General features: G+C 60.4%; 20 protein-coding genes. 11 read left to right on the top strand and 9 right to left on the bottom strand.

Annotation, left to right across the window (positions count from 1 at the left end):
* Positions 1 to 14 precede the first annotated feature (14 nt).
* A complete protein-coding gene (locus HX801_RS25035) occupies positions 15 to 1457 on the top strand; it encodes an NCS1 family nucleobase:cation symporter-1 (protein ID WP_087694816.1) in 1443 nt (480 codons plus the stop codon).
* Here the strand turns inward: HX801_RS25035 and HX801_RS25030 are convergent.
* Positions 1369 to 2577, bottom strand: a complete 1209-nt coding sequence (locus HX801_RS25030; RefSeq protein WP_177022930.1) for an MFS transporter — start codon at positions 2575 to 2577, stop codon at positions 1369 to 1371. The genes HX801_RS25035 and HX801_RS25030 overlap by 89 nt on opposite strands.
* A 104-nt stretch (positions 2578 to 2681) precedes the next feature.
* On the opposite strand from HX801_RS25030, the gene HX801_RS25025 reads away from it, so the two are divergent.
* The 3 genes from HX801_RS25025 to HX801_RS25020 all read left to right on the top strand — a co-directional run bounded on the left by HX801_RS25025 (position 2682) and on the right by HX801_RS25020 (position 6376).
* Positions 2682 to 3575 carry a LysR family transcriptional regulator gene (locus HX801_RS25025; RefSeq protein WP_003210727.1) on the top strand — a complete coding sequence of 298 codons (894 nt, stop codon included), beginning with the start codon at positions 2682 to 2684 and terminating at the stop codon, positions 3573 to 3575.
* A 137-nt stretch (positions 3576 to 3712) separates the two neighbouring features.
* On the top strand, positions 3713 to 3835 hold the full coding sequence (locus HX801_RS32110) for a PA1414 family protein (RefSeq protein ID WP_003210728.1): 123 nt from the start codon (positions 3713 to 3715) through the stop codon (positions 3833 to 3835).
* A 441-nt stretch (positions 3836 to 4276) separates the two neighbouring features.
* Positions 4277 to 6376, top strand: coding sequence for an FAD-dependent oxidoreductase (locus HX801_RS25020; RefSeq protein ID WP_177022929.1), 2100 nt, complete (start codon positions 4277 to 4279; stop codon positions 6374 to 6376).
* 60 nt (positions 6377 to 6436) lie between these two features.
* Here HX801_RS25020 and HX801_RS25015 read toward each other — a convergent pair whose 3' ends face one another.
* From HX801_RS25015 to speB, 4 genes are all read right to left on the bottom strand, one after another.
* Positions 6437 to 7819: a sodium:solute symporter gene (locus HX801_RS25015; protein WP_003210730.1), complete on the bottom strand. Its 1383-nt coding sequence runs from the start codon at positions 7817 to 7819 to the stop codon at positions 6437 to 6439.
* Positions 7820 to 7930: 111 nt separating this feature from the next.
* Complete coding sequence (locus HX801_RS25010) at positions 7931 to 9436, bottom strand: cytosine permease (RefSeq protein ID WP_003210731.1); 1506 nt, start codon at positions 9434 to 9436, stop codon at positions 7931 to 7933.
* 21 nt (positions 9437 to 9457) lie between these two features.
* Positions 9458 to 9883, bottom strand: a complete 426-nt coding sequence (locus tag HX801_RS25005) for a nuclear transport factor 2 family protein (RefSeq protein ID WP_003210732.1) — start codon at positions 9881 to 9883, stop codon at positions 9458 to 9460.
* Complete coding sequence (gene speB / locus HX801_RS25000) at positions 9883 to 10833, bottom strand: agmatinase (protein ID WP_003210733.1); 951 nt, start codon at positions 10831 to 10833, stop codon at positions 9883 to 9885. Before speB ends, HX801_RS25005 begins: the two co-directional genes overlap by 1 nt.
* 244 nt (positions 10834 to 11077) lie before the next feature.
* On the opposite strand from speB, the gene HX801_RS24995 reads away from it, so the two are divergent.
* From HX801_RS24995 to HX801_RS24965, 7 genes are all read left to right on the top strand, one after another.
* On the top strand, positions 11078 to 11971 hold the full coding sequence (locus HX801_RS24995) for a LysR family transcriptional regulator (RefSeq protein ID WP_003210734.1): 894 nt from the start codon (positions 11078 to 11080) through the stop codon (positions 11969 to 11971).
* Between the two features lie 6 nt (positions 11972 to 11977).
* Positions 11978 to 12574, top strand: a complete 597-nt coding sequence (locus HX801_RS24990; protein ID WP_003210735.1) for a tRNA-uridine aminocarboxypropyltransferase — start codon at positions 11978 to 11980, stop codon at positions 12572 to 12574.
* A gap of 100 nt (positions 12575 to 12674) precedes the next feature.
* Positions 12675 to 13577: a cysteine synthase CysM gene (cysM, locus tag HX801_RS24985; RefSeq protein ID WP_003210736.1), complete on the top strand. Its 903-nt coding sequence runs from the start codon at positions 12675 to 12677 to the stop codon at positions 13575 to 13577.
* Positions 13577 to 14929: a 23S rRNA (uracil(1939)-C(5))-methyltransferase RlmD gene (rlmD, locus tag HX801_RS24980; protein WP_008438175.1), complete on the top strand. Its 1353-nt coding sequence runs from the start codon at positions 13577 to 13579 to the stop codon at positions 14927 to 14929. The genes cysM and rlmD overlap by 1 nt, the downstream gene beginning before the upstream one ends.
* A gap of 136 nt (positions 14930 to 15065) precedes the next feature.
* Complete coding sequence (relA, locus tag HX801_RS24975; RefSeq protein WP_008438176.1) at positions 15066 to 17309, top strand: GTP diphosphokinase; 2244 nt, start codon at positions 15066 to 15068, stop codon at positions 17307 to 17309.
* 153 nt (positions 17310 to 17462) lie between these two features.
* Positions 17463 to 18296: a nucleoside triphosphate pyrophosphohydrolase gene (gene mazG, locus HX801_RS24970; protein ID WP_008438185.1), complete on the top strand. Its 834-nt coding sequence runs from the start codon at positions 17463 to 17465 to the stop codon at positions 18294 to 18296.
* Between the two features lie 25 nt (positions 18297 to 18321).
* On the top strand, positions 18322 to 18867 hold the full coding sequence (locus HX801_RS24965; RefSeq protein WP_003210740.1) for a DUF2058 domain-containing protein: 546 nt from the start codon (positions 18322 to 18324) through the stop codon (positions 18865 to 18867).
* A 188-nt stretch (positions 18868 to 19055) separates the two neighbouring features.
* Here HX801_RS24965 and HX801_RS24960 read toward each other — a convergent pair whose 3' ends face one another.
* The 4 genes from HX801_RS24960 to purM all read right to left on the bottom strand — a co-directional run bounded on the left by HX801_RS24960 (position 19056) and on the right by purM (position 21928).
* Positions 19056 to 19244, bottom strand: coding sequence for a hypothetical protein (locus HX801_RS24960; RefSeq protein ID WP_003210741.1), 189 nt, complete (start codon positions 19242 to 19244; stop codon positions 19056 to 19058).
* A gap of 253 nt (positions 19245 to 19497) precedes the next feature.
* Positions 19498 to 20211, bottom strand: a complete 714-nt coding sequence (locus tag HX801_RS24955; protein WP_003210742.1) for a DUF3108 domain-containing protein — start codon at positions 20209 to 20211, stop codon at positions 19498 to 19500.
* Positions 20212 to 20219: 8 nt separating this feature from the next.
* Positions 20220 to 20870 (bottom strand): phosphoribosylglycinamide formyltransferase, encoded by a 651-nt coding sequence (purN, locus tag HX801_RS24950; protein ID WP_177022928.1) that lies wholly within the window; start codon positions 20868 to 20870, stop codon positions 20220 to 20222.
* Positions 20870 to 21928: a phosphoribosylformylglycinamidine cyclo-ligase gene (purM, locus tag HX801_RS24945; RefSeq protein WP_008438191.1), complete on the bottom strand. Its 1059-nt coding sequence runs from the start codon at positions 21926 to 21928 to the stop codon at positions 20870 to 20872. Before purM ends, purN begins: the two co-directional genes overlap by 1 nt.
* Positions 21929 to 22271 lie beyond the last annotated feature (343 nt).

Genomic DNA, 22271 nt, shown 5'->3' with positions numbered 1-22271 from the left:
CGAGGAGCCCTGCGATGACCGAACAATTGCCCAAAGGCTACAGCCCGCGCCTGTACAACCAGGACCTGGGACCGCTGCCGCAAAAATGGAACTGGTACAACATCTTCGCCTTCTGGATGAGCGACGTGCACAGCGTCGGCGGCTACGTATTCGCCGCCAGCCTGTTCGCCCTGGGGCTGGCCAGTTGGCAGGTATTGATCGCCTTGCTCGCCGGGATTTGTATTGTGCAATTGATCGCCAACCTGGTGGCCAAGCCGAGCCAGCAGGCGGCAGTGCCGTACCCGGTAATCTGCCGGTTGGCCTTTGGGGTATTCGGGGCGAATATCCCGGCGGTGATTCGTGGGTTGATCGCAGTGGCCTGGTACGGGATCCAGACATACCTGGCGTCCAGTGCATTGATCATCGTGGTGCTGCGCTTTTTCCCACAGATGGCGGTATACGCAGAGCCGCACTTTGCCGGCCTGTCGTACCTGGGCTGGTTCGGTTTCCTCAGCCTGTGGACGCTCCAGGCGCTGGTGTTCTGGGCGGGCATGGAGTCCATCCGTCGTTTCATCGACTGGGCGGGGCCTGTGGTCTATGCGGTGATGTTTGCTCTGGCAGGCTGGATCGTCTGGAAGGCTGGCTGGGCCAATATCAGCTTCACCCTGGCGGAAAAATCCCTCTCAGGCTGGCAGGCGTTTGGCCAAATCATCGTGGCAACCGCGTTGGTGGTGTCGTACTTTTCCGGGCCGACCTTGAACTTCGGTGATTTCAGCCGCTACTGCCGCACGATGAAAGACGTGCGTCGCGGAAATTTCTGGGGCTTGCCGGTAAATTTCCTGGCGTTCTCCCTGGTCACCGTGGTGATCGTCTCGGGCACCTTGCCGGTGTTCGGCGAAATGCTCCACGACCCGATTGCCACCGTTTCGCGCATCGACAATGACATGGCTGTGTTGCTGGGGGCGTTCGCCTTTGTCACCGCGACTATCGGCATCAACATCGTGGCCAACTTCGTCTCGCCGGCCTTTGACTTCGCCAACGTGGCACCGAGCAAAATCAGCTGGCGTGCCGGTGGAATGATTGCGGCGGTGGCCTCGATCTTCATCACCCCATGGAACCTGTTCAACAACCCGCTGATGATCCACTACACCCTCGATATCCTCGCCGCGTTTATCGGGCCGTTGTTCGGGATTCTGCTGGTGGATTTCTACCTGATCAAAAAACAGAAGATCGACGTGGATGCGCTGTTCGATGACAGCCCGAGCGGGCGTTACTACTTTGACGGCGGCGTGAACTGGACGGCGGTCAAGGCGCTGGTGCCCGCGACGCTGGTGGGCGTCGCGATTACCTTCACCCCGGTGCTGCAGGGAATGGCCAATTTCGCCTGGTTTACCGGCTGCTTCCTGGGTGGGCTGTTTTTCCTGGTGTTGGCGCGGCGTGAACAGGTTCGCGCGCCTGTGTCGATGGTTGCCGGCTGACCAGTACCGATCCGGCCACCAACAAACCGGCGCCTGCTACCACCAGCGCCGGTTGCAGGCCGCCGCTGAGGTGGCTGCTCACCGACGCCAGCAACGGACCGCTCAATTGGCCGATCGCAAAGCTGGCGGTCAGCAACCCGGTGCTGCGCTGGTAGCCGTGGGGGGCGACCTCACGCAAGCGCGCCATCACCAGTTGCATGCACGCCAGGAATGGCCCACCGCACAGCAACACCCCCAGCGCCAGCCCCCAACCGTTGCCCAGCAGGCAGGCAAACACGCCGGCCGCTTGCAGCCAAAGGGTTGTCATCAGCCAGCGACGGGTAGTGTCCGGGTCCTTGCGGCGCAAACTTGCCGCCACCACGCCAATCGCGGCAGCCAGGCCAAAGCAGGGCCAGAACAGGTCTGCTTGCCAGGCGCCCTTGAATTGCGCGCTGGCCATCTGTGACAGGAATGTCGCCGGGATGATGTAGCCAAGGCCATACAACACGTAGATCCAGCACAGGTGTGTGATGCTGCCGTTGCTGGCCACGTCGGTGTGGCTGGCAACGGGCGAGTCGGCAGCGGAAGGCTTGGGCAGGAACGGCAGGATTGCCAGCAGCATGACCAGGGCGACTACCCCATACACCAGCCACAAGGTTGCAGAGTCTTGCCCCAACAGGTTGGAGCCCAGCGCCAGCAACCCGGTCAACAGAATTCCCAGCCCCGGCCCCGCAAATACCAGCGCACCCAGGCGTGGGCGCCCGGCCGCAATGGCCAGCGGCTGGCTCAGGCTGGTAATCATCACCAGCGCCCAGGCACTGGCTACACCGGTACCAAAGCGCAACAACAGATGCGGCCAGAACCCGTGGGCCCAGTACGACGCCAGGGTCAGCAGCACACACAGCCACAGCCCACCGTACAAACGCCCGCGTACATGATGATGGCTGCGGGCAAAGATCGAATCCACCGCACCGACGAAATAACCCAGGTAGTTGGCCGCCGCAATCAGGCCGGCGCCGGTCAGGTTGATCTGCCCTTCACTGAGCAAATGCGGCATTTGCGGGGTGAGCGCGAATCGACCTATGCCCATGGCCATCATCAGGGCGATAAAGCTGGCGAGTAAGCGGATCAGCGGTGACATGGTGGTTTTTCCTGGGAGCAGCGAGTGACCATCAGGCTAAAGCGGATTGACTTTCTTTAAAAATGAATAATAGTGAGTAACTTGTTCAGTTTTGGAGAATGGTGATGGAATTCAGTCAATTGCGGATTTTCCAGGCCGTGGCCGAGGAAGGCTCCATCACCCGTGCCGCTGAGCGCTTGCACCGGGTGCCGTCCAACCTGTCGACCCGGCTTAAACAGATGGAAGAACAACTGGGCGTCGAACTGTTCGTGCGCGAGCGCCAGCGCTTGCAGCTTTCTCCTGCAGGCAAAGTGCTGCTGGACTACAGTGCGCGCCTGCTGGCCCTGCATGACGAAGCCCATGGCGCGGTGCAGGGCGGGCAACCGGCTGGAGACTTTGTGCTCGGCAGCATGTACAGCACGGCGGCGATTCATTTGCCCAAGCTGCTGGCGCGTTACCACAAGGCGTATCCGATGGTGAACCTGCAGGTGCAGTCAGCTCCCAGCGGTGAACTGCTGGAAGGCTTGATCACCGGGCGCCTGGACGCCGCATTGGTGGATGGGCCGTTGACCCTGGCCACCCTCGACGGCGTGCCGCTGTGCGAAGAGCGCCTGCTGCTGATCTGCGAGGCGGATCATCCGCCGGTGCGTGGGCCGCAGGATGTTGCCGGCCGTTCGGTGTTCACTTTCCGACGCAGTTGTTCTTATCGGGCGCGCCTGGAAGCCTGGTTTTCCCACGATCGCGTGGCCATGGGCCGGGCCATCGAGATCGAGTCCTACCAGGGCATGCTGGCCTGTGTAATCGCCGGTTCCGGCGTGGCGTTGATGTCGGAATCGATGCTCGACAGCCTGCCGGGCAAGGACAGCGTGTCCATTCATCCGCTGGCCGAGCCTTTTGCCAGCGCCACCACCTGGTTGATGTGGCGCAAGGGCATGCTCGGCGCTAACCTCAATGCGTGGATTGACCTGCAGCAGGAGGGCAAGGTGCTACCGGAAACCGAAACCCGAGCGATTGCTTGAACGATCCGTCAGGATTTTGATCAATTCAGTAATAGTTCGTTGTGGTTTCGTTCAAGCAATACGTAAGACTTAAGACTACTATCTGTAGGAAGCGGCCACAGAATTCCAGCCGCTCGGCATTACCCCAAGGGGGCACCATGAAAGAGAAACTGCAAAACTGGCTGCACGACCTCGGCGTCGCACTCGGCTTGATCGAGCCACCGCTGCAACCGGTGCCAATCCGCACCGATGACGAGCAGCGTCGCCCGCGTCGCAGGTAAGTCCTGGAAAGCGCTCAAGCATGTTTGTTTGGGCGCGGCCAGGTGGTTTGCCTATGTATTGGAGTCATGATTGATCATGACCCGTTGCTGTGTACTTCAATTCTTCGTCTGGCTTTGGCCGGACGTTTTCATTTCCGGGGTTTGGTGATTTTCTCAAGACACCTGCTTTCGGAATAATCCTTCAATTATTTAATTTAACAATGCCACGGTAATACCGATTGGTAGTCCGGACGTGTGCGCGTCAGTCGAGTTTTGCCATTAAGTATCGGAATTGGACTACCTGTTTGTCAGAGTCGACGGGCTTATTTGATTAATAGGATAGGCGTAGGTTGAGTTTCATCACGAAAAGATTTGTAGCGTTTGCAGTTCTTGCAAGCCCCCAACTTCATTGAGTTGCGCTCTCCGGAGTATGAGCCAGTCAGAACTGTTGGAGACAAAACCATGATGTTCTCTTCCGTTCCGCCAGTCGCCGCGTCACTTATTGCCACCACCGAAAACATCTTGCATATCGCCCCTGCATCGCGCGGCTGGAAAGCTGATGCACCCAGCAACGTGGTGTTTTTCCCGCCGACGTTAACCAAGCAGGCTCTGCTTATACAGATTGCACTGCTGCGCCCATCAACGATCATTGTCGCAGACCAGGTTATTGATGCCGACGTCATCAACCAATGGCGTATATCCCACCCATTTGGCGAACTCTGTTTGGTCCGCAGAGGTACAAGTCTGGATAAGATCCGATTGGATCTGTGCGAGCGCAACAATGTTCGAGTGATTAACACGCCAGGGGTCAATGCGCCGCATGTTGCTGCCTATATTGCGCACTGGCTGACGCTGGCCGATGGCTCCTTGCCCCATGACATCTGTGTACTGGGATACGGCAATGTAGGGAAAGAGCTTGTTAAGTTGTTGCTTGCTCGAGATCCGGATGTTCGGATTAAGGTGTTGGATCGACGCGATCGAGTGTCGGACAGTTTCGGGAAAGCCTCTTCCGATTGTAGGGTTTCATTGGTTGACGACTGGCTTGAGGCACTCGAGGGGGCCAATGCAGTCGCCCTATGCTTATCCCTGAATGATGAATCCATTTATCGCATTGATCGGACCCTCATTCAGTGCCTGCACAGAAAGGCTCGCCTTGTCTGTGTCGCCAAGCCGGATGTCTTTAGCGACGATGCGTTGCAGACCCTGGCAGTCTCCGAAGATATCCAGCTCATATTGGACTACGGCCCCAGGACACTGGATGCGTTTCGGGTGCGCACACAAGCGCTCGGCTGCAGTGTCTCCACATGGTACAAGCCGGCGACGCTGACCACACAGGCGGCCACCACCGAAGCCTGCCATTGCGACCTCGACTATGCGGTCTCGGTGCAACTGAGCTTGATGGCCTTGCGCGGCCTTGTCCGGCGCAAGCTTGCACACTCACTGGCGATCCCCTCTCGGCAAGCCGATGCCGGTGCGCCGCGTGTGTCGATCATCGGCAGAGGTATCAACGGGCTGCTCCAAGCCGTGATGTTCCGCCTGGCAAATTATCAGGTCACGGTTTACGGAGGAAATCAGCAGCGCGATGGTGCCAGTCACAAGCAGGTGAACATGCGTCATCTGTCAGCAACGGAGACGACTGCAAAACCGCTGCCTAACGATTACCTGACTCCCGCAAATCAGTACCTGGCCATTGAGTGCAATCGCGCAGGCATCGAGCTGTTTGAAAAATTCCTGGCCGACAACCCATCGCTGGCACGATTTGCACGATCGCGAATTGTACGAGCCTATGTGGACGACTCCAGTGGCACGGAGGCCGCGATCCGCGAGCAATGGGATATTGAAAACAGGCCTTGGCCGAGTGGCAAGCCGGGGCGAGAGCTTGCAGAGATCAGTCAGCTGCAATTCCAGGCAATGTATGGAGTTCCCGAGGTCGGGCGGGCGATTGAGGTGTCGGGCTACGATCTGGAATTTATCCATTTAATGGATGAGATGGTGACGCTTTTGCAGCGCTCAGGGGTTGAGTTCCTGCCACGGCACCTGAGTCCGGTCCAAATTGCCGATCTGAGTAGAGAGCACTTTGTCGTCACGGCCATGGGGGTGGACGAGCCAGAGGTCATCCCGATCATTGGCTGGTTTTTCAAGCTGCGCGCCGTTGATGATGAAGGTGTCGACATGCGCGGACTCAAGCTGCAGTACGACCTGCCAATCGGCGTCATGAATTGCCGCCTGGACGGGAACTGCATCCTTGTCTCCGCCGGGCAGGTGCCGCCCGATTCGACGCCGCAGTACAAGGAGCAGATACGGGCGGCGTGCCTGGCTGCCGTTTCTCGACACTTTCCAAAGTCCTGCAGCCGTGCGATCGAACGTGGCGACTTGCAACAAATCGAATGTGCCAGGCCCGGCACCGCAGATGGACTTTCAATCGTGCATTGGTCCGCCTACAACCGCATTGTCGCGGGGGCAACTTATGCCGGGGGCACCACGCAGGGATTGGTATGGGCTTCTTTGGTCCAGGAAGTCATCCAGGCCAGAGCGCCGGGGGTTTCGGCAGTGTGGGAATAAAAAAACGGGTGCGACATCCGACGTCGCACCCGCTGAAGAAAGCTACTTTCAACTATTCGTTCAGATCGCCCGAGCCGCAACAGCCTCCGGACGACGGGACAGCAAACTCACCAGCACAAAACTCACCAGGCCCACACCCAGGCTGTAGTAGATCGGCGTATTGGCGTCCAAACCATCCTTGATCATGAACACCAGCGCGGTCACAAAACCCAGGGTCATGGAGGTGATCGCCCCGGAAGTTGTCGCACGCTTCCAGAAAATCGCCCCGATCAGCGGGATCAACATGCCGCCCACCAACAGGTTGTACGCCAGGGTCAGTGCGCTGATCACATCACTCACCACCAGCGCGATACCCAACACAGCGATACCGGTCAGCAAGGTAAACAGACGGTTGATCTTCAAGCTTGACTGCTTGCCACCACGCAGGCGCGGCAGCAGGTCTTCGGTCAATACGGTGGAAGCGGCGAGCAAGCCGGCGCTGGCGGTGGACATCATCGCAGCCAGTGCAGCGGCGATCACCAGGCCGCGGATACCGTCGGGCAGCGAGACTTTGACGATGGCGGCGAACGCATTGTTGACGTTGTCCAGGTCCGGGATCAGTACGTGGGCGGCCATGCCGATCAGCGCACAGGCCAGGCCGTAGAGGATGCAGTAGAAACCGGCGAAGGTGCCTGCGTACTGGGCGACCTTTTCGTCACGGGCGGTGAACACCCGTTGCCAGATGTCCTGGCCGATCAGGATGCCGAAGAAGTAGATCATGAAGTAGGTGATGATGGTGTCCCAGCCGATTTCAGTGAAGCTGAAATTCGACGCGGGCAGCTTGGCCACCAATTCATCCCAACCGCCGACGCGGTACAGACAGATTGGCAGCAGGATAAACATCAGGCCGACCGTCTTGATCACGAACTGCACGATGTCGGTCAGGGTCAGCGACCACATGCCGCCAATGGTCGAGTACACCACCACCACGCCACCGCCTACCAATACCGACATCCAGAACGGCAGGTCGAACAACACTTGCAGCACGGTGCCGATGGCCAGGATCGAGGTCACGCCGATCATCAGCGCGTAGGCCAGCATGATCACCGCACTGGCCTGGCGGGCCATGGGGTTGTAGCGTTTCTCCAGGACCTGGGTCACGGTGAAGATTTTCAGTTTCAGCAGCGGCTTGGCCAGGAACAGGTTCAGCGCAATGATCCCCGCGCCCAGCGCGGCGCACAGCCAGAAACCGGAAATACCATGTACATAGCCCAGGCGCACGGTGCCGACGGTGGACGCACCGCCCAGCACCGTGGCGGCCATGGTGCCCATGTACAGCGTCGGGCCGAGGTTGCGGCCGGCCACCAGGTAGTCTTCATGGGTCTTGGCGCGGCGCATGCCGTAGTAGCCGAGCACCAGCATGCCGGCGGCGTAGATGAGGACGACGAATAGATCTAAGGCCATGACGGCGAGTCTCCGATTATCTTTTTTATGTGGGGCTAAAGGGGGCTGTGTGGCGAGGGAGCTTGCTCCCGCTGGGCTGCGCGGCAGCCCCAATCCATTCCATGCAATTCATCAGGCGGCCTCGCGACTGCTGCGCAGTCGAACGGGAGCAGGCTCCCTCGCCACAGTCGGCCCGTAGACGGCAGCCGGTTCAGGGAACACGCGAAGCAGTGTCAGGTACACCAGCGAGGCCAGGCCCAGGGTCACCGGCAAGCTGATGTCGATGCCGTCGGCGAGGTTGCCCAGCGGCCCGACAAACTGCCCCGGCAGGTTGACGAAGCACAGGCCCACCAGCGCACTCGGGATCCAGGCCCCCAGGCCGCGCCAGTTCCAGCCATGGCTGAACCAGTAGCGCCCGCCGGTTTCGCCGCGAGTGAACACTTGCAGGTCATCCGGGCAGTAGTAACCCCGGCGCACGATCAGGCCGATGATCATCATCACCATCCACGGCGTGGTGCAGGTGATGATCAGCACGGCGAAGGTCGACACGCTCTGCACCAGGTTGGCGGCGAAACGTCCGATAAAGATGAAGGCAATCGACATCACCCCGATCAGCAGCGTCGCCTTGACCCGGGACAGCAGGCGCGGGAACACGCTGGACATGTCCAGGCCGGTGCCATACAGCGAGGTGGTGCCGGTGGACATGCCGCCGATCACCGCGATCAGGCACACCGGCAGGAAGAACCAGCTCGGTGCCACCGCCAGCAGGCCGCCGACATAGTTGTTGGCCGCGATATAGTCCGGTGCCTTGACCGCCACAATGGTCGCGGTGGCCAGGCCGAACAGGAACGGGATCAAGGTGGCGATCTGCGCGAACACCACCGCCAGCATGATCCGCATCTTCGAGGTTTCCCGCGGGATGTAGCGCGACCAGTCGCCGAGGAACGCGCCGAAGGAAATCGGGTTGCTCATGGCCACCAGTGCTGCACCGATAAACGCCGCCCAGAAGCCGGTCTGGCCGAGGGCAACGGTGCCGGCGAAGTGGCTGTCGAAAGCTGGCGCGAAGGCGAAGATCCCCAGCAGGAACAGCAGGCTCGCCGCCCACACTGCGATGCGGTTGACCCACAGCATGAAGCGAAAGCCGTAGATGCACACCGTCAGCACGAGAATGGCGAAGACGCCGTAGGCCAGGCCCAGGGTCAGGTCGGTTTCCGGCAAGCCCACCAGACGTTTCGCACCGCCCACCAGCGCATCGCCTGAACTCCACACCGACAGTGAGAAGAACGCAATAGCGGTCAGCAGCGACAGGAACGAGCCGACAATCCGCCCGTGCACACCAAAGTGCGCACCGGAAGACACGGCGTTGTTGGTGCCATTGATCGGACCGAACAGACCCATGGGGGCGAGGATCACCGCACCCACCAGCACGCCCAGCACAATCGCCCAGACGCCGGCCTGGAACGACAAGCCAAACAGCACCGGAAAGCTCCCCAGCACGGCGGTGGCGAAGGTGTTGGCACCGCCGAAAATCAGGCGAAACAAATCCTTCGGCCCGGCGGTACGTTCGTGGTCCGGGATCTGTTCGACGCCGTTGGTTTCTATGTTGCGAATACTGTTTTCGTTGTTTTTATTATTCATGATCTGCTCCGATCACATTGGCTAATGGGGCGGCAGCCCTTCCGGCATAGCGGACAAATGTTCGTGACAGGCCAGCCACAGGCCTTCTTTTTGTTGTGTGCGATCCCCTTGCCGCTTGAAGACAATGGTCTCGCGTTCCTGGCTAAAGAATTGCTCCCCGTTCATGCGCAGCTCGGTGGCCACGTCATGCACAAATACCGCGACGTCACCGTGCAGGCTGACGAAAGCGTTGCTTGAGGTGCAGGAAAGCACCTCAAATCCCTCGTCCCGGCGCCAGCTGTCCCACAACACCTGGTAGGCATCGCGACTCAGCAGCGGCTGGGGGAGGGTGTAGAACACGAAGCTGGCATCGGCACTGAACGCACCGAAGTAGGCGTCGCGATCATTGCGGGCGAAGGCCGACACCAGGTCGGCCGCGGCTTTTAATACCTCGGCCTGGGCGCTCATCAGCGGTGCGCCACGCCCGGCAATACGCAGAGCATTTCGTACAGCAGGTTGGCGCCCAGCAGCGAGGTGTTGCCGGTGGTGTCGTACGGCGGCGAAACTTCTACCAGGTCGCAACCAATCAGATCCAGGCCTTGGCAGCCGCGGATGATTTCAATCGCCTGGATCGTGGTCAAGCCACCGATTTCCGGGGTGCCGGTGCCGGGCGCCCAGGCTGGGTCGATGCCGTCGATATCGAAGCTCAGGTACACCGGGCCACCGCCGACTTTCTCGCGCACTTCAGCCATCAGGGGCGCCAGCGAGTGATGCCAGCATTCTTCGGCCTGGACCACACGGAAGCCCTGTTTGCGGCTCCAGTTGAAGTCTTCGGCGGTGTAGCCCTGGGCGCGCAGGCCGATTTGCACCACGCGGTCGCAATCCAGCAAGCCTTCTTCCACCGCGCGGCGGAAGGTGGTGCCGTGGGCGATTTTCTCGCCGAACATGTGGTCGTTGACGTCGGCGTGGGCATCGATGTGCACCAGCCCGACCTTGCCGTGTTTCTTGTGGATCGCCCGCAGGATCGGCAGGGTGATGGTGTGGTCACCGCCCAGGGTCATCGGGATCACATTGTGTTCGAGGATCTCGTCGTAGGCTTCTTCGATGATGCGCACGGCGTCCAGCAGGTTGAAGGTGTTGATCGCCACGTCGCCGATGTCGGCAACCGACAGCGAGTCAAACGGCGCGGCGCCGGTGGCCATGTTGTAAGGGCGGATCATCACCGATTCGGCGCGAATTTCCCGCGGCCCGAAACGGGTGCCGGCACGCAGGGAGGTGCCGATGTCCAGGGGCACGCCGACGAAGGCGGCATCCAGGCCCTTGGCCGATTGCAGATGGGGAAGACGCATCATGGTGGCGATGCCGGCGAAGCGCGGCATTTCGTTGCCGCCCAGTGGTTGGTGGAAAATCTTGTCCACGGGATTGCCTCATCGTTTTGTTTATTAGAAGCCGATTCTGCGAAATGCATGGGAAGGGAAGAATCGGCAGGGGCAAATACTTAGTTCAGATTTTTCTAAACTAATGCCTGAGGTAAACTCGGTTCAAATGTGGGAGCGGGCTTGCTCGCGAATACGGTGTCTCAGTCACGGAGGGTTCGATTGATCCACCGCATTCGCGAGCAAGCCCGCTCCCACAGGTTTTATGTTTGCCTCTGGAGAGCCCATGGCCAACGCCTTGCCCGACCTGAAACTCCTGCGCATCTTCGTCAGCGTCGTGCGGCACCAGGGTTTCGCCAATGCCCAGCACGAACTCAACCTGTCGACCTCGGCCATCAGCACTTACATGAGCCAGCTGGAAGCCGCGTTGGGCCTGGTGCTGTGCCATCGCGGGCGGGGCGGGTTCAGCCTCACCAGCAAGGGCGAGTTGTTCCATCAGGAAACCCTGCGCCTGCTGGGCGAGCTGGAAGGCTTCGAGCAATACGCCGCCGCGCTCAAAGGCGAACTGCGCGGCACCCTGAAACTCGGCGTACTCGACTCCACCGTCAGCGACAAGGCCTTGCCGTTTGCCGAAGTGATCGGCGCCTACAGTCAGGAACACCCGGCGGTGCATTTGCACCTGTCGGTGATGAGTCCTTACGAGTTGCAACTCGGCGTCCAGGATAATCGCCTGGACCTGGCCATCGGTGCGTTTTCCAACCGGATGAGCGGGCTGATCTATATGCCGCTGTACCGCGAACAGCACTGGCTGTATTGCAGCACCCGTCACCCATTGTTCAACGAGCGGCGCATTCCCGAACAAGTCATCACCCAGCAACGCATGGTCGGTCGTGGTTACTGGAGCCAGGCCGAACTGGCGCGTCACGGCTTCAAGCACAGCGCCGCCACGGTGGAAAGTATGGAGGCGCAATTGATCCTGGTGCTGTCCGGCGCCTACATCGGCTACCTCCCGGAGCACTACGCCCAGGCCTGGGCCGACAAAGGGGATTTGCGGGTACTGCTGCCGGCAACCTTTGGTTACCAGGCGCCGTTCTCGATGATCATGCGCCGGGGCCGCAGCCGCGAACCCCTGATCCAGACCTTCCGCGATTTACTCAAAGCCCAGCTCAACCAGGCCTGAAAACCCATGTCCAGACCCCAATGCTCCCGCTGCCTGCGGCCCACCACTCACTGCCTGTGCGCGCTGATTCCCCGGCTGGATAGCCGAACCCGGGTGTTGCTGTTGCAGCATCCGAGTGAGGTCAATCACGCCTTGAATACCGCGCGGTTGGCGGCGCTGGGCTTGGTGAATGCGCAGTTGGTGGTGGGGGAGGTGTTTGAGGATTTGCAGGCGTTGTTGAATCCGCCGGGTTATCAGGCGCGTCTGTTGTTTCCGGACGAAAATGCCCAACCCTTGCAGGCCTATACGCCATCCGACGAACCGTTGCTGTTGGTGGTGCCGGACGGTACCTGGCGCAAGGCGCGCAAGTTGCTGCACCTCAATCCTTTATTGGCGGCGCTGCCTCGGGTGACGCTGGCGGAAGGCGCCGTGTCCCGTTATCGGCTGCGCAAGGCACCGGGGCCCGGGGCGTTGTCGACGGTGGAGGCCATCGTGCAGGCGTTGCAGGTGCTTGAAGCGCCCACCTCATTTGAGCCGCTGCTGAAACCGTTCGAGGCATTGATCGAAGGACAGATTGCCGCGATGGGCGATGAAGTGTTCCAGAGAAACCACGGCCCCGCCTGACTTATTCCATTAAGCGATAAGCACCACACTTTGCGTGATATGGCCCGCCAGCCTTTCCCGGTATGATAGTCGCCCCCGCAGTCTGGATTGCGAATACGCCATGACCTTGCAGTACCCCACCATCGCCGATTGCGTCGGCAATACCCCGCTGGTCCGCTTGCAGCGCCTGCCGGGCAACACCAGCAATACCTTGTTGCTCAAGCTCGAAGGGAACAACCCGGCCGGCTCGGTCAAGGACCGCCCGGCGTTGTCGATGATCACCCGCGCCGAGTTGCGTGGGCAGATCAAGCCCGGCGACACCCTGATCGAAGCCACCTCCGGTAACACCGGGATTGCCCTGGCCATGGCCGCGGCGATCAAGGGCTACAAGATGGTCCTGATCATGCCCGACAACGGCAGCGCCGAGCGCAAGGCGGCGATGACCGCCTACGGCGCCGAGTTGATCCTGGTCACCCAGGAAGAAGGCATGGAAGGCGCCCGCGACCTCGCCGAGCGTATGGCTGCCGAAGGCCGTGGCCTGGTGCTGGACCAGTTCGCCAACGGCGACAACCCCGAGGCGCATTACACCACCACTGGCCCGGAAATCTGGCGCCAGACCCAGGGCACCATCACTCACTTCGTGAGTTCGATGGGCACCACCGGCACCATCATGGGCAATTCGCGCTACCTCAAGGAGCAGAATCCCGAGATCCAGATCGTCGGCCTGCAACCGATGGAAGGCGCAGCGATCCCGGGGATCCGTCGTTGGCCCGAAGAGTACTTGCCGAAGATCTACAACGCGGCTCGCGTCGATCGCATCATCGACATGGCCCAGCGTGAAGCCGAAGACACCACCCGCCGCCTGGCCCGTGAAGAAGGCATCTTCTGCGGCGTGTCGTCCGGTGGCGCCGTGGCCGGGATGTTGCGCTTGTCCCAGGAGTTGGAAAACGCGGTGATCGTCGCGATCATCTGTGACCGTGGCGACCGTTACCTGTCGACCGGCATTTTCGACGCGCCCAACTGATGGCCAAGCACGAGAGAGGCCTGCGCTTCCAACCGACGGGCGGCAGCCGGGCCCCACAGATTCCCGTAGGCAAGAAGCAGCGCCTGACCATCGAGCGCCTGGCCAACGACGGCCGTGGCATTGTGTTCTTTGAAGGCCGCACCTGGTTTGTCGTGGGTGCGCTGGCCGGTGAAGAGGTGGAAGCGCGGGTGTTGGGCGCCCACGGCAAAGTGGTCGAGGCGCGCACCGAGCGCGTATTTACCGCCAGCGAACTGCGCCGTCCGGCACCCTGTGTGCACGCCGGCCGCTGTGGCGGTTGCAGCCTGCAACACTTGCCCCATGACGAACAACTCGCCCTGAAACAGCGCATGCTCGCCGAGCAATTATCCCGTGTGGCAGGTGTCGAACCCCAGGAGTGGGCCGCGCCTTTGAGCGGGCCGGAATTCGGCTATCGTCGCCGCGCCCGCGTGGCCGTGCGCTGGGATGCCAAGGCGAAGAAACTTGAAGTCGGCTTTCGTGCCGTGGCCAGCCAGGACATCGTCGCCATCGACGATTGCCCGGTGCTGGTACAGGCCTTGCAACCGATCATGCAGCGTTTGCCCAACATGCTGCGGCGCTTGAGCAAGCCTCAGGCATTGGGGCATGTGGAATTATTCAGTGGTTCGTCGATTGCCGTGTTGTTGCGACACATGGCGCCCTTGTCCGAAGCGGACCTGACGATCCTGCAGGAATTTTGCACGTTCCATGAAGCCCAACTGTGGCTGCATGGCGAGGGCCAGCCGCAACCGGTCGAACCAGACCAGGCCTTGGGCTATCGTCTGGAACCGTGGGATTTGCAGTTGGCGTACCGCCCGGGAGACTTTGTGCAGGTCAACGCCGGGGTCAACCAGGCGATGGTCGCCCAGGCGCTGGATTGGCTGGCGCCGAAGCCCGACGAGCGGGTGCTGGATTTGTTTTGTGGCTTGGGCAACTTCGCCTTGCCGCTGGCCCGCCAAGTGCGGGAAGTGGTGGCGGTGGAAGGGGTGCAGGCCATGGTGGACCGGGCGGCACAGAATGCCGTCAGCAATAATTTGCATAATGTTCAGTTTTTTCAGGCCGATTTGTCCCAGCCTTTGACCGACGCGGAATGGGCCAAACAGGGCTTTTCTGCGGTACTCTTGGACCCACCCCGCGATGGTGCCCTGGAGGTTGTGCGCAAGCTCGCTACCCTGGGGGCTGATCGCCTGGTGTATGTGTCCTGCAATCCGGCAACGCTGGCGCGGGACACGGTCGAGTTGGTCAAGCAAGGCTACCGGCTAAAACGTGCCGGGATCCTCGACATGTTTCCCCAGACGGCCCATGTCGAGGCCATGGCGTTATTTGAAGCGGGCTAGGATGCCCGTTTAATCCGACTGGCCTGCATCTCCTGGGCCTGTGACCTGCCAGGGAGCGTGCACAAGCTTTTTTTGTAAAGCAGGTCAGCGATGATTTTGACGCACTAAAAGGTGCGTCGTAGGGAAGGTAAGCAAGATGGTACAGGTGAGAGCACACCAGCCGATCAACACCGACGGCAGTATCAATCTCGAGGCATGGCTGGATCATGCCATCAGTGTCGACCCGGCACTGGACCGTGAAGCCTTGAAAGCAGCCTGCGAGTTCGCTCGTGAGTCTGAACAGCAAGACAATGCGGCGAAGAACCTGTGGGCCGAAGGCACTTCAAGCTTTCGCACCGGGTTGGAAATCGCCGAGATCCTCGCCGATCTCAAGCTCGATCAGGATTCGCTGATCGCGGCGGTGCTGTATCGCGGCGTGCGCGAAGGGCACATTCAGCTGCCCACCATCAGCCAGCGTTTCGGCACCGTGGTGGCCAAGCTGATCGACGGCGTGCTGCGCATGGCGGCGATCAGTGCCAGCCTCAGCCCGCGCCAGTCGATGGTGCTGGGCACCCAGGGCCAGGTGGAAAACCTGCGCAAGATGCTGGTGGCGATGGTCGACGACGTGCGCGTCGCCTTGATCAAGCTGGCCGAGCGTACCTGCGCGATTCGGGCGGTGAAAACCGCCGACGACGAAAAGCGCAACCGCGTCGCCCGCGAGGTGTTCGACATCTACGCGCCGCTCGCCCACCGCCTGGGCATCGGCCATATCAAGTGGGAACTGGAGGACTTGTCCTTCCGTTACCTCGAACCCGATCAATACAAACAGATTGCCACGCTGCTCCATGAGCGGCGGCTGGACCGTGAGCGCTTTATCGCCGACGTGATGAGCCAGTTACGCACGGAATTGCAGGCCACCGGGGTTGAAGCCGACATCAGCGGCCGGGCCAAACACATCTATTCCATCTGGCGCAAAATGCAGCGCAAGGGCCTGGCCTTCAGCCAGATCTACGACGTGCGCGCCGTGCGTGTGCTGGTGCCGGAAATGCGCGACTGCTACACCGCGCTGGGTATCGTGCACACGCTGTGGCGGCACATCCCCAAGGAATTCGACGACTACATCGCCAACCCCAAGGAAAACGGTTACCGCTCATTGCACACGGCAGTGATCGGCCCCGAGGGCAAGGTGCTGGAAGTACAGATCCGCACCCACGCGATGCACGAAGAGGCGGAGCTGGGCGTATGCGCTCACTGGCGCTACAAGGGCACCGACGTCAAGGCCGGGTCGAACCAGTACGAAGAGAAAATCTCCTGGTTGCGCCAGGTGCTGGAGTGGCACGAAGAGCTGGGCGACATCGGCGGTTTGGCCGACCAGCTGCGGGTAGATATCGAACCTGACCGGGTCTACATCTTCACCCCCGACGGCCACGCGATCGACCTGCCCAAGGGCGCCACACCGCTGGATTTTGCGTACCGGGTGCACACCGAGATCGGCCACAACTGCCGTGGCGCCAAGATCAACGGGCGCATCGTGCCGCTCAACTACAGCCTGCAGACCGGTGAACAGGTCGAGATCATTACCAGCAAGCACGGTACGCCGAGCCGCGACTGGCTGAACCCGAACCTGGGCTACATCACCACGTCCAGGGCGCGGGCGAAGATCGTCCACTGGTTCAAATTGCAGGCGCGCGACCAGAACGTCGCCGCCGGCAAGACCTTGCTCGAGCGCGAATTGGCACGCCTGGGCCTGCCGCAGGTGGACTTCGACAAGCTGGCCGAAAAGGCCAACATGAAGATCGCCGAAGACATGTTCGCCGCCCTCGGTGCCGGCGATCTGCGCCTGGCGCAGTTGGTCAACCTGGCCCAGCAACTGGTTGAGCCGGAGCGGGGCAGCGAGCAGCTGGAACTGATTCCACGCAAGGCCACCGGCTACAAGCCGGGCAAGCGCGGCGATATCCAGATCCAGGGCGTCGGCAACCTGATGACGCAAATGGCCGGCTGCTGCCAGCCATTGCCGGGCGACGCCATCGTCGGTTACATCACTCAGGGCCGCGGGGTGAGCATTCACCGCCAGGACTGTGCCTCGGTGTTGCAACTGGGCGGGCGCGAGCCGGAGCGGATCATCCAGGTCAGTTGGGGCCCGGTGCCGGTGTTGACCTATCCGGTGGACATCATCATTCGTGCCTACGACCGTTCCGGGCTGCTGCGTGATGTGTCGCAGGTGCTGCTCAATGAGCGGATCAACGTGCTGGCGGTCAACACCCGCTCGAACAAAGAGGACAACACGGCGCTGATGTCCCTGACCATCGAGATTCCGGGGCTGGACGCGTTGGGTCGGTTGCTGGGGCGTATTTCCCAGTTGCCGAACATCATTGAGACCCGGCGTAATCGCACGCCATGAGTAGCTGGATGAGCGCGGACTGAAATGTGGGAGCGGGCTTGCTCGCGAAGGCGATGTGTCTGTCAAATATCAGGCAACTGACACGACGCCTTCGCGAGCAAGCCCGCTCCCACATTTGATCCTCAGCGTTCCCACTTCTGCGGAAAGAGACTGATGTATTCACTTGAAGACCTGCTGCACCTGATGAACCGCCTGCGCGACCCGCAATACGGTTGCCCGTGGGACATCAAGCAAACCTACGCCACCATCGTCCCCCACACCCTGGAAGAAGCCTACGAAGTCGCCGATGCGATCGAGCGCGGGGATTTTGATCACCTGCAAGGTGAGTTGGGCGACCTGTTGTTCCAGGTGGTGTATTACAGCCAGCTGGCGCGGGAAGAAGGGCGCTTCGAATTCGCCGGGGTGATCGACAGCATTACCCGCAAGTTGATTCGCCGTCACCCGCATGTGTTTCCCACGGGAGACTTGTACGCGCCGCTGGATATTCCGCAGCTGAGCGAGGAGCAGGTCAAGCAGCGTTGGGAAGAAATAAAGGCCGAGGAGCGTGCGGAAAAGTCCGACGTCCCACAGCAGTTATCCCTGCTGGATGATGTGCCCACGGCCTTGCCGGCGCTTTCCCGCGCAGCCAAATTGCAAAAGCGTGCCGGGCAGGTGGGTTTCGACTGGCCGGCCGCGTTGCCCGTGGTGGATAACGTGCGCGAAGAGCTGGATGAAGTGCTCGAAGCCATGGCCGATAACGACCCGGCAGCCATCGCCGATGAAGTAGGTGACCTGCTGTTTGCGGCGGTCAACCTGGCCCGTCACCTCCAGGTCGACCCGGAAGCAGCCTTGCGTTTAGCCAACGCTAAATTCGAACGACGTTTCCGATTTATCGAACAGGCATTGCGCGAGACCCACCGTCCCATAGAAGATTGCACCCTCGAAGAGTTGGACGCCCTGTGGGGCGAAGCCAAACGCCAGGAAAAGAATCTGTCCAGCTGCGGCTGAGCCGTTGCCCAAGTGAGTAAGCACCATGAGCATTTCCCTTCGCGACCAGTTGCTCAAAGCAGGCCTGGTCAACCAAAAGCAGGCCAAGCAGGTCGGCAAAGAGAAACAGAAACAGCAGCGCCTGGTGCATAAAGGCCAGGCCGAAGCGGACGATAGCCAGGCGCGCCTGGCCATCCAGGCGCATGCCGAAAAGGTCAAGCGCGACCAGGAGCTGAACCGTCAGCAGCAGGAAAAAGCCGAGGCTAAGGCCCGCGTTGCGCAGGTCAAGCAATTGATCGAAACCTCGCGCCTGCCCAAGCTGACCACCGAGGACTACTACAACTTCGTGGACGACAAGAAGGTCAAGCGCCTGTCGGTCAACACGCTGATGCGTAACAAGCTGAGCAACGGCTCCCTGGCGATCGTGCACCACGGTGGCGGTTACGAGGTGATCCCGCGCGAAGCCGCGCTGAAGATCCAGGAGCGGGCGCCAGAGCGCATCGTCCAGATGAACGTGCTGACCGAAAGCCAGGTGCCGGATGAGGATGATCCGTACGCCGCCTACCAGATCCCTGATGACCTGATGTGGTAATGCGTTAGAAACACACATTGTGGCGAGGGAGCTTGCTGTGGCGAGGGAGCTTGCTCCCGCTGGGGCGCGAAGCGCCCCCAAAATCCCAACCCCCAACCCCCAAAACACAAACCCCGCTCAAAAGGCGGGGTTTGTGTTTATAGACACTCCAGCTGCGTGGGGCTGGTTATCTACAGGATTTCAGAGTTTCAGGAGCTTTGCGCCTGGCGTTTCATCTCAAGGGTCTCGAGCTCGTTTTTATAATTATGAGCTTCGGCCTCGTCGTGAAACATGCCGACCAGCAGGTCTTGCTGGTGTACATCCCAGATGTGAATCCCGTGGGCTACTGCTTCATGGGACATATGTTCATCGTCGCGTTCAGTTACTTTTACAGTCATCTGCTTGCTCCAATCTCTGGTTGATCTGCGGCAAGGCGTCGCAGGCCTTTGTTATATGATTTGTTAGCTTGCTAAGTAAATAACCAGGAATTGCAACACACCTTTACAGAAACTGGAGTAATCCCGCGAGCCCACGGAAACCGCGACATTGCGTCGCAGGGCGCTGAGTTTTATGACAAAAGTTTCATGTTGGCGTCAGGCGACAGGCGAAAAAAAGCCCCGCGTACGCGAGGCTCTTTCATTGCGCAGAGGATCAGCTGCCTTTGACAGCCTTGCCGTCAACGGTACCGTCTTGCAGCATGATGTTGTATTCCTTGCCGTCAGTCTCGACCTGGCGCAGGGCAACCAGGATGCCGCCCCAGTCCTTGGCAAACCACATTTGGGTAATGCGCTTGCTTTGAGTCGGGTCACGCACGCGCTCGACCTTGATCGCATCGATGGAGCCGGCTTTGGTCTGGACCTTTTCCGGGCCGATCACGCGGAAGTCGTAGGTATCGACATCAGTGCCTTCGACGACGTTGTAGCTCATGCTTTTCTTGCCGGCTGCCACATCGCGCTGCAATGCCAACTGGTAGGTCGACTTGTCGAGCATGCCGCTTTGAAGGGCCACGTTGACCGGGTCCTTGTTTTCAAAGCCGGTGACTTTCTTGGCCGTCTGATCGAAGTCGAGGTTGATCTTCTTCGTCTTGCCCAGGCCACCGCGTTCGAAGGTGTAGCTCACCGGTTGCAGGGCGTCTTTGTCGAAGCGGATCACGCTGGTTTCAGTCAGGCTGGCGATCATCATGGAAGCCTTGAAATTCAAGGTCCAGCTGCCGTTGTCATTCTTGGTCAGGCTGCGTTCTGCCGAACCACTCATGGGCAACTGTTTCCAGTCGGCGGTGTAGCTGGCGGAGAAAGGGTGAAGGTCTGCCGCTTGCACGGCAGGCAAGGCGAACAGCGCAAAAGCGAAGAGCAGGGCGCGACGCATAAAGTCTCCTAGGTTCGAATCAAGTGGCCGCTGGCCGCAAGTAACTGACCGTCCAATAATGCACCGTGGTCGCCAAGAATCAACCGTCCCTCAGCGAACCAGCGAACAGCCAGCGGGTAAATCCTGTGTTCCTGGGCGTGAACCCGTTGCGCAAGCGTCTGCGCAGAGTCCGCAGACTCTACCGGAACTACTGCCTGTACGACCAGAGGCCCGCCATCGAGTTCCTCGGTGACAAAGTGCACGCTGCAGCCGTGCTCGGTGTCGCCGGCCTCCAGGGCACGCTGGTGGGTGTGTAACCCTTTGTATTTTGGCAGCAGGGACGGGTGGATATTCAGCAGACGCCCGTTGTAGTGACGCACGAAGTCAGCGCTGAGAATGCGCATGAAGCCGGCCAGTACCACGAGTTTGGGGTTGAAGGCGTCGATCAGTTCGATCAAGGCGCTGTCGAAGGCCTCGCGGCCTTCGAAAGCCTTGTGATCCAGGGAGCGGGTGTCGATACCTGCGTCCCTGGCGCGTTGCAGGCCGTAGGCGTCGCTGCGGTTGGAAATCACCGCAGCGATGCGCACCGGGCTGTCGCCGGCGTGCGTGCTGTCGATCAGGGCCTGCAAGTTACTGCCGGTGCCGGAGAGCAGCACCACGACATCACAGGTTGCAGGCATCAGTGCGCCTTAAGGTTCTTCAGTTCAACCTGAGCCGCGCCTTCAGGGGCGGTAGCGATCTGGCCGATGACCCAAGGCTGTTCGCCGGCTTCACGCAATACGTTCAGCGCGCTTTCAACGTGCTCTTGAGCCACGCAGATGACCATGCCCACGCCGCAGTTCAGCACGCGGTGCATCTCGGTTTCGTTGACGTTGCCTTTCTCTTGCAGCCAGTCGAAGACTGCCGGGCGCTGCCAGCTGGCCACGTCGACAATCGCCTGGGCGCCTTTAGGCAGTACGCGCGGGATGTTGTCCAGCAGGCCGCCACCGGTGATGTGGGCCATGGCCTTGACCGCGCCGGTGTCCTTGATCAGCTTGAGCAACGGCTTCACGTAAATGCGGGTCGGGGCCATCAGCAGGTCGGTCAAGGGCTTGCCGTCGAGCTGGATGGTTTCGATGTCGGCGCCGGACACTTCGATGATCTTGCGGATCAGCGAGTAGCCGTTGGAGTGCGGGCCGGACGATGGTAGGGCCAGCAGGGCGTCACCGGCAGCCACCTTGGAACCGTCGATGATTTCGGATTTTTCGACAACGCCGACGCAGAAACCGGCCAGGTCGTAGTCTTCGCCTTCGTACATGCCTGGCATTTCAGCGGTTTCGCCGCCGACCAGGGAGCAGCCGGACAGTTCGCAGCCAGCGCCAATGCCGGTGACCACCTGGGTAGCGGTCTCGACGTTGAGCTTGCCGGTGGCGTAGTAGTCAAGGAAGAACAGCGGCTCGGCGCCGCACACCACCAGGTCGTTCACGCACATGGCAACCAGGTCGATGCCGATGCTGTCGTGCTTGTTCAGGTTCAGTGCCAGGCGCAGCTTGGTGCCCACACCGTCGGTGCCGGAGACCAATACAGGCTGCTTGTAGCCGGCCGGGATCTCGCAGAGGGCGCCAAAACCGCCCAGGCCGCCCATGACTTCGGGGCGCGCAGTGCGCTTGGCGACGCTCTTGATGCGTTCGACCAATGCTTCACCGGCGTCGATGTCTACACCGGCGTCCTTGTAGCTCAGGGAGGGTTGCTTGCTCATGATCCAGGCCTTTAGGGGGGATTCAGGGGTAACGACCGAATGCGGCGGGTGTACCGAAACCTGAAGTTTCAGCACGGCCTGCCATTGACGGTCTGCGAAGGCGCGCGATTTTATCAGGCTTGAGGGGCAGCGGCCATCCTCGGGCCGACGGGCAGGGGCAATAGCTGTTAAAAAAATCGCTAATCGAGTCGGTCACAGGCCCTATTAAGGTATAGCCTTTAACTCGCTATCGTTATGACAGTACAAAAACTTGCCGAGACCCTGTGAATGTTTTGCCGGTCGCTGTGGTCACAGCCTTGCTCAACAGTGTTCACGCGGTCTGTTCCAACCGCTTATTTGCCGT

Origin of the sequence: Pseudomonas sp. G1002 (genome assembly GCF_013385455.1) — a bacterium.
Lineage (GTDB): Bacteria > Pseudomonadota > Gammaproteobacteria > Pseudomonadales > Pseudomonadaceae > Aquipseudomonas.
Note: the sequence above shows the minus strand (reverse complement) of the source record. Positions and strands in the feature narration are given on the sequence as shown.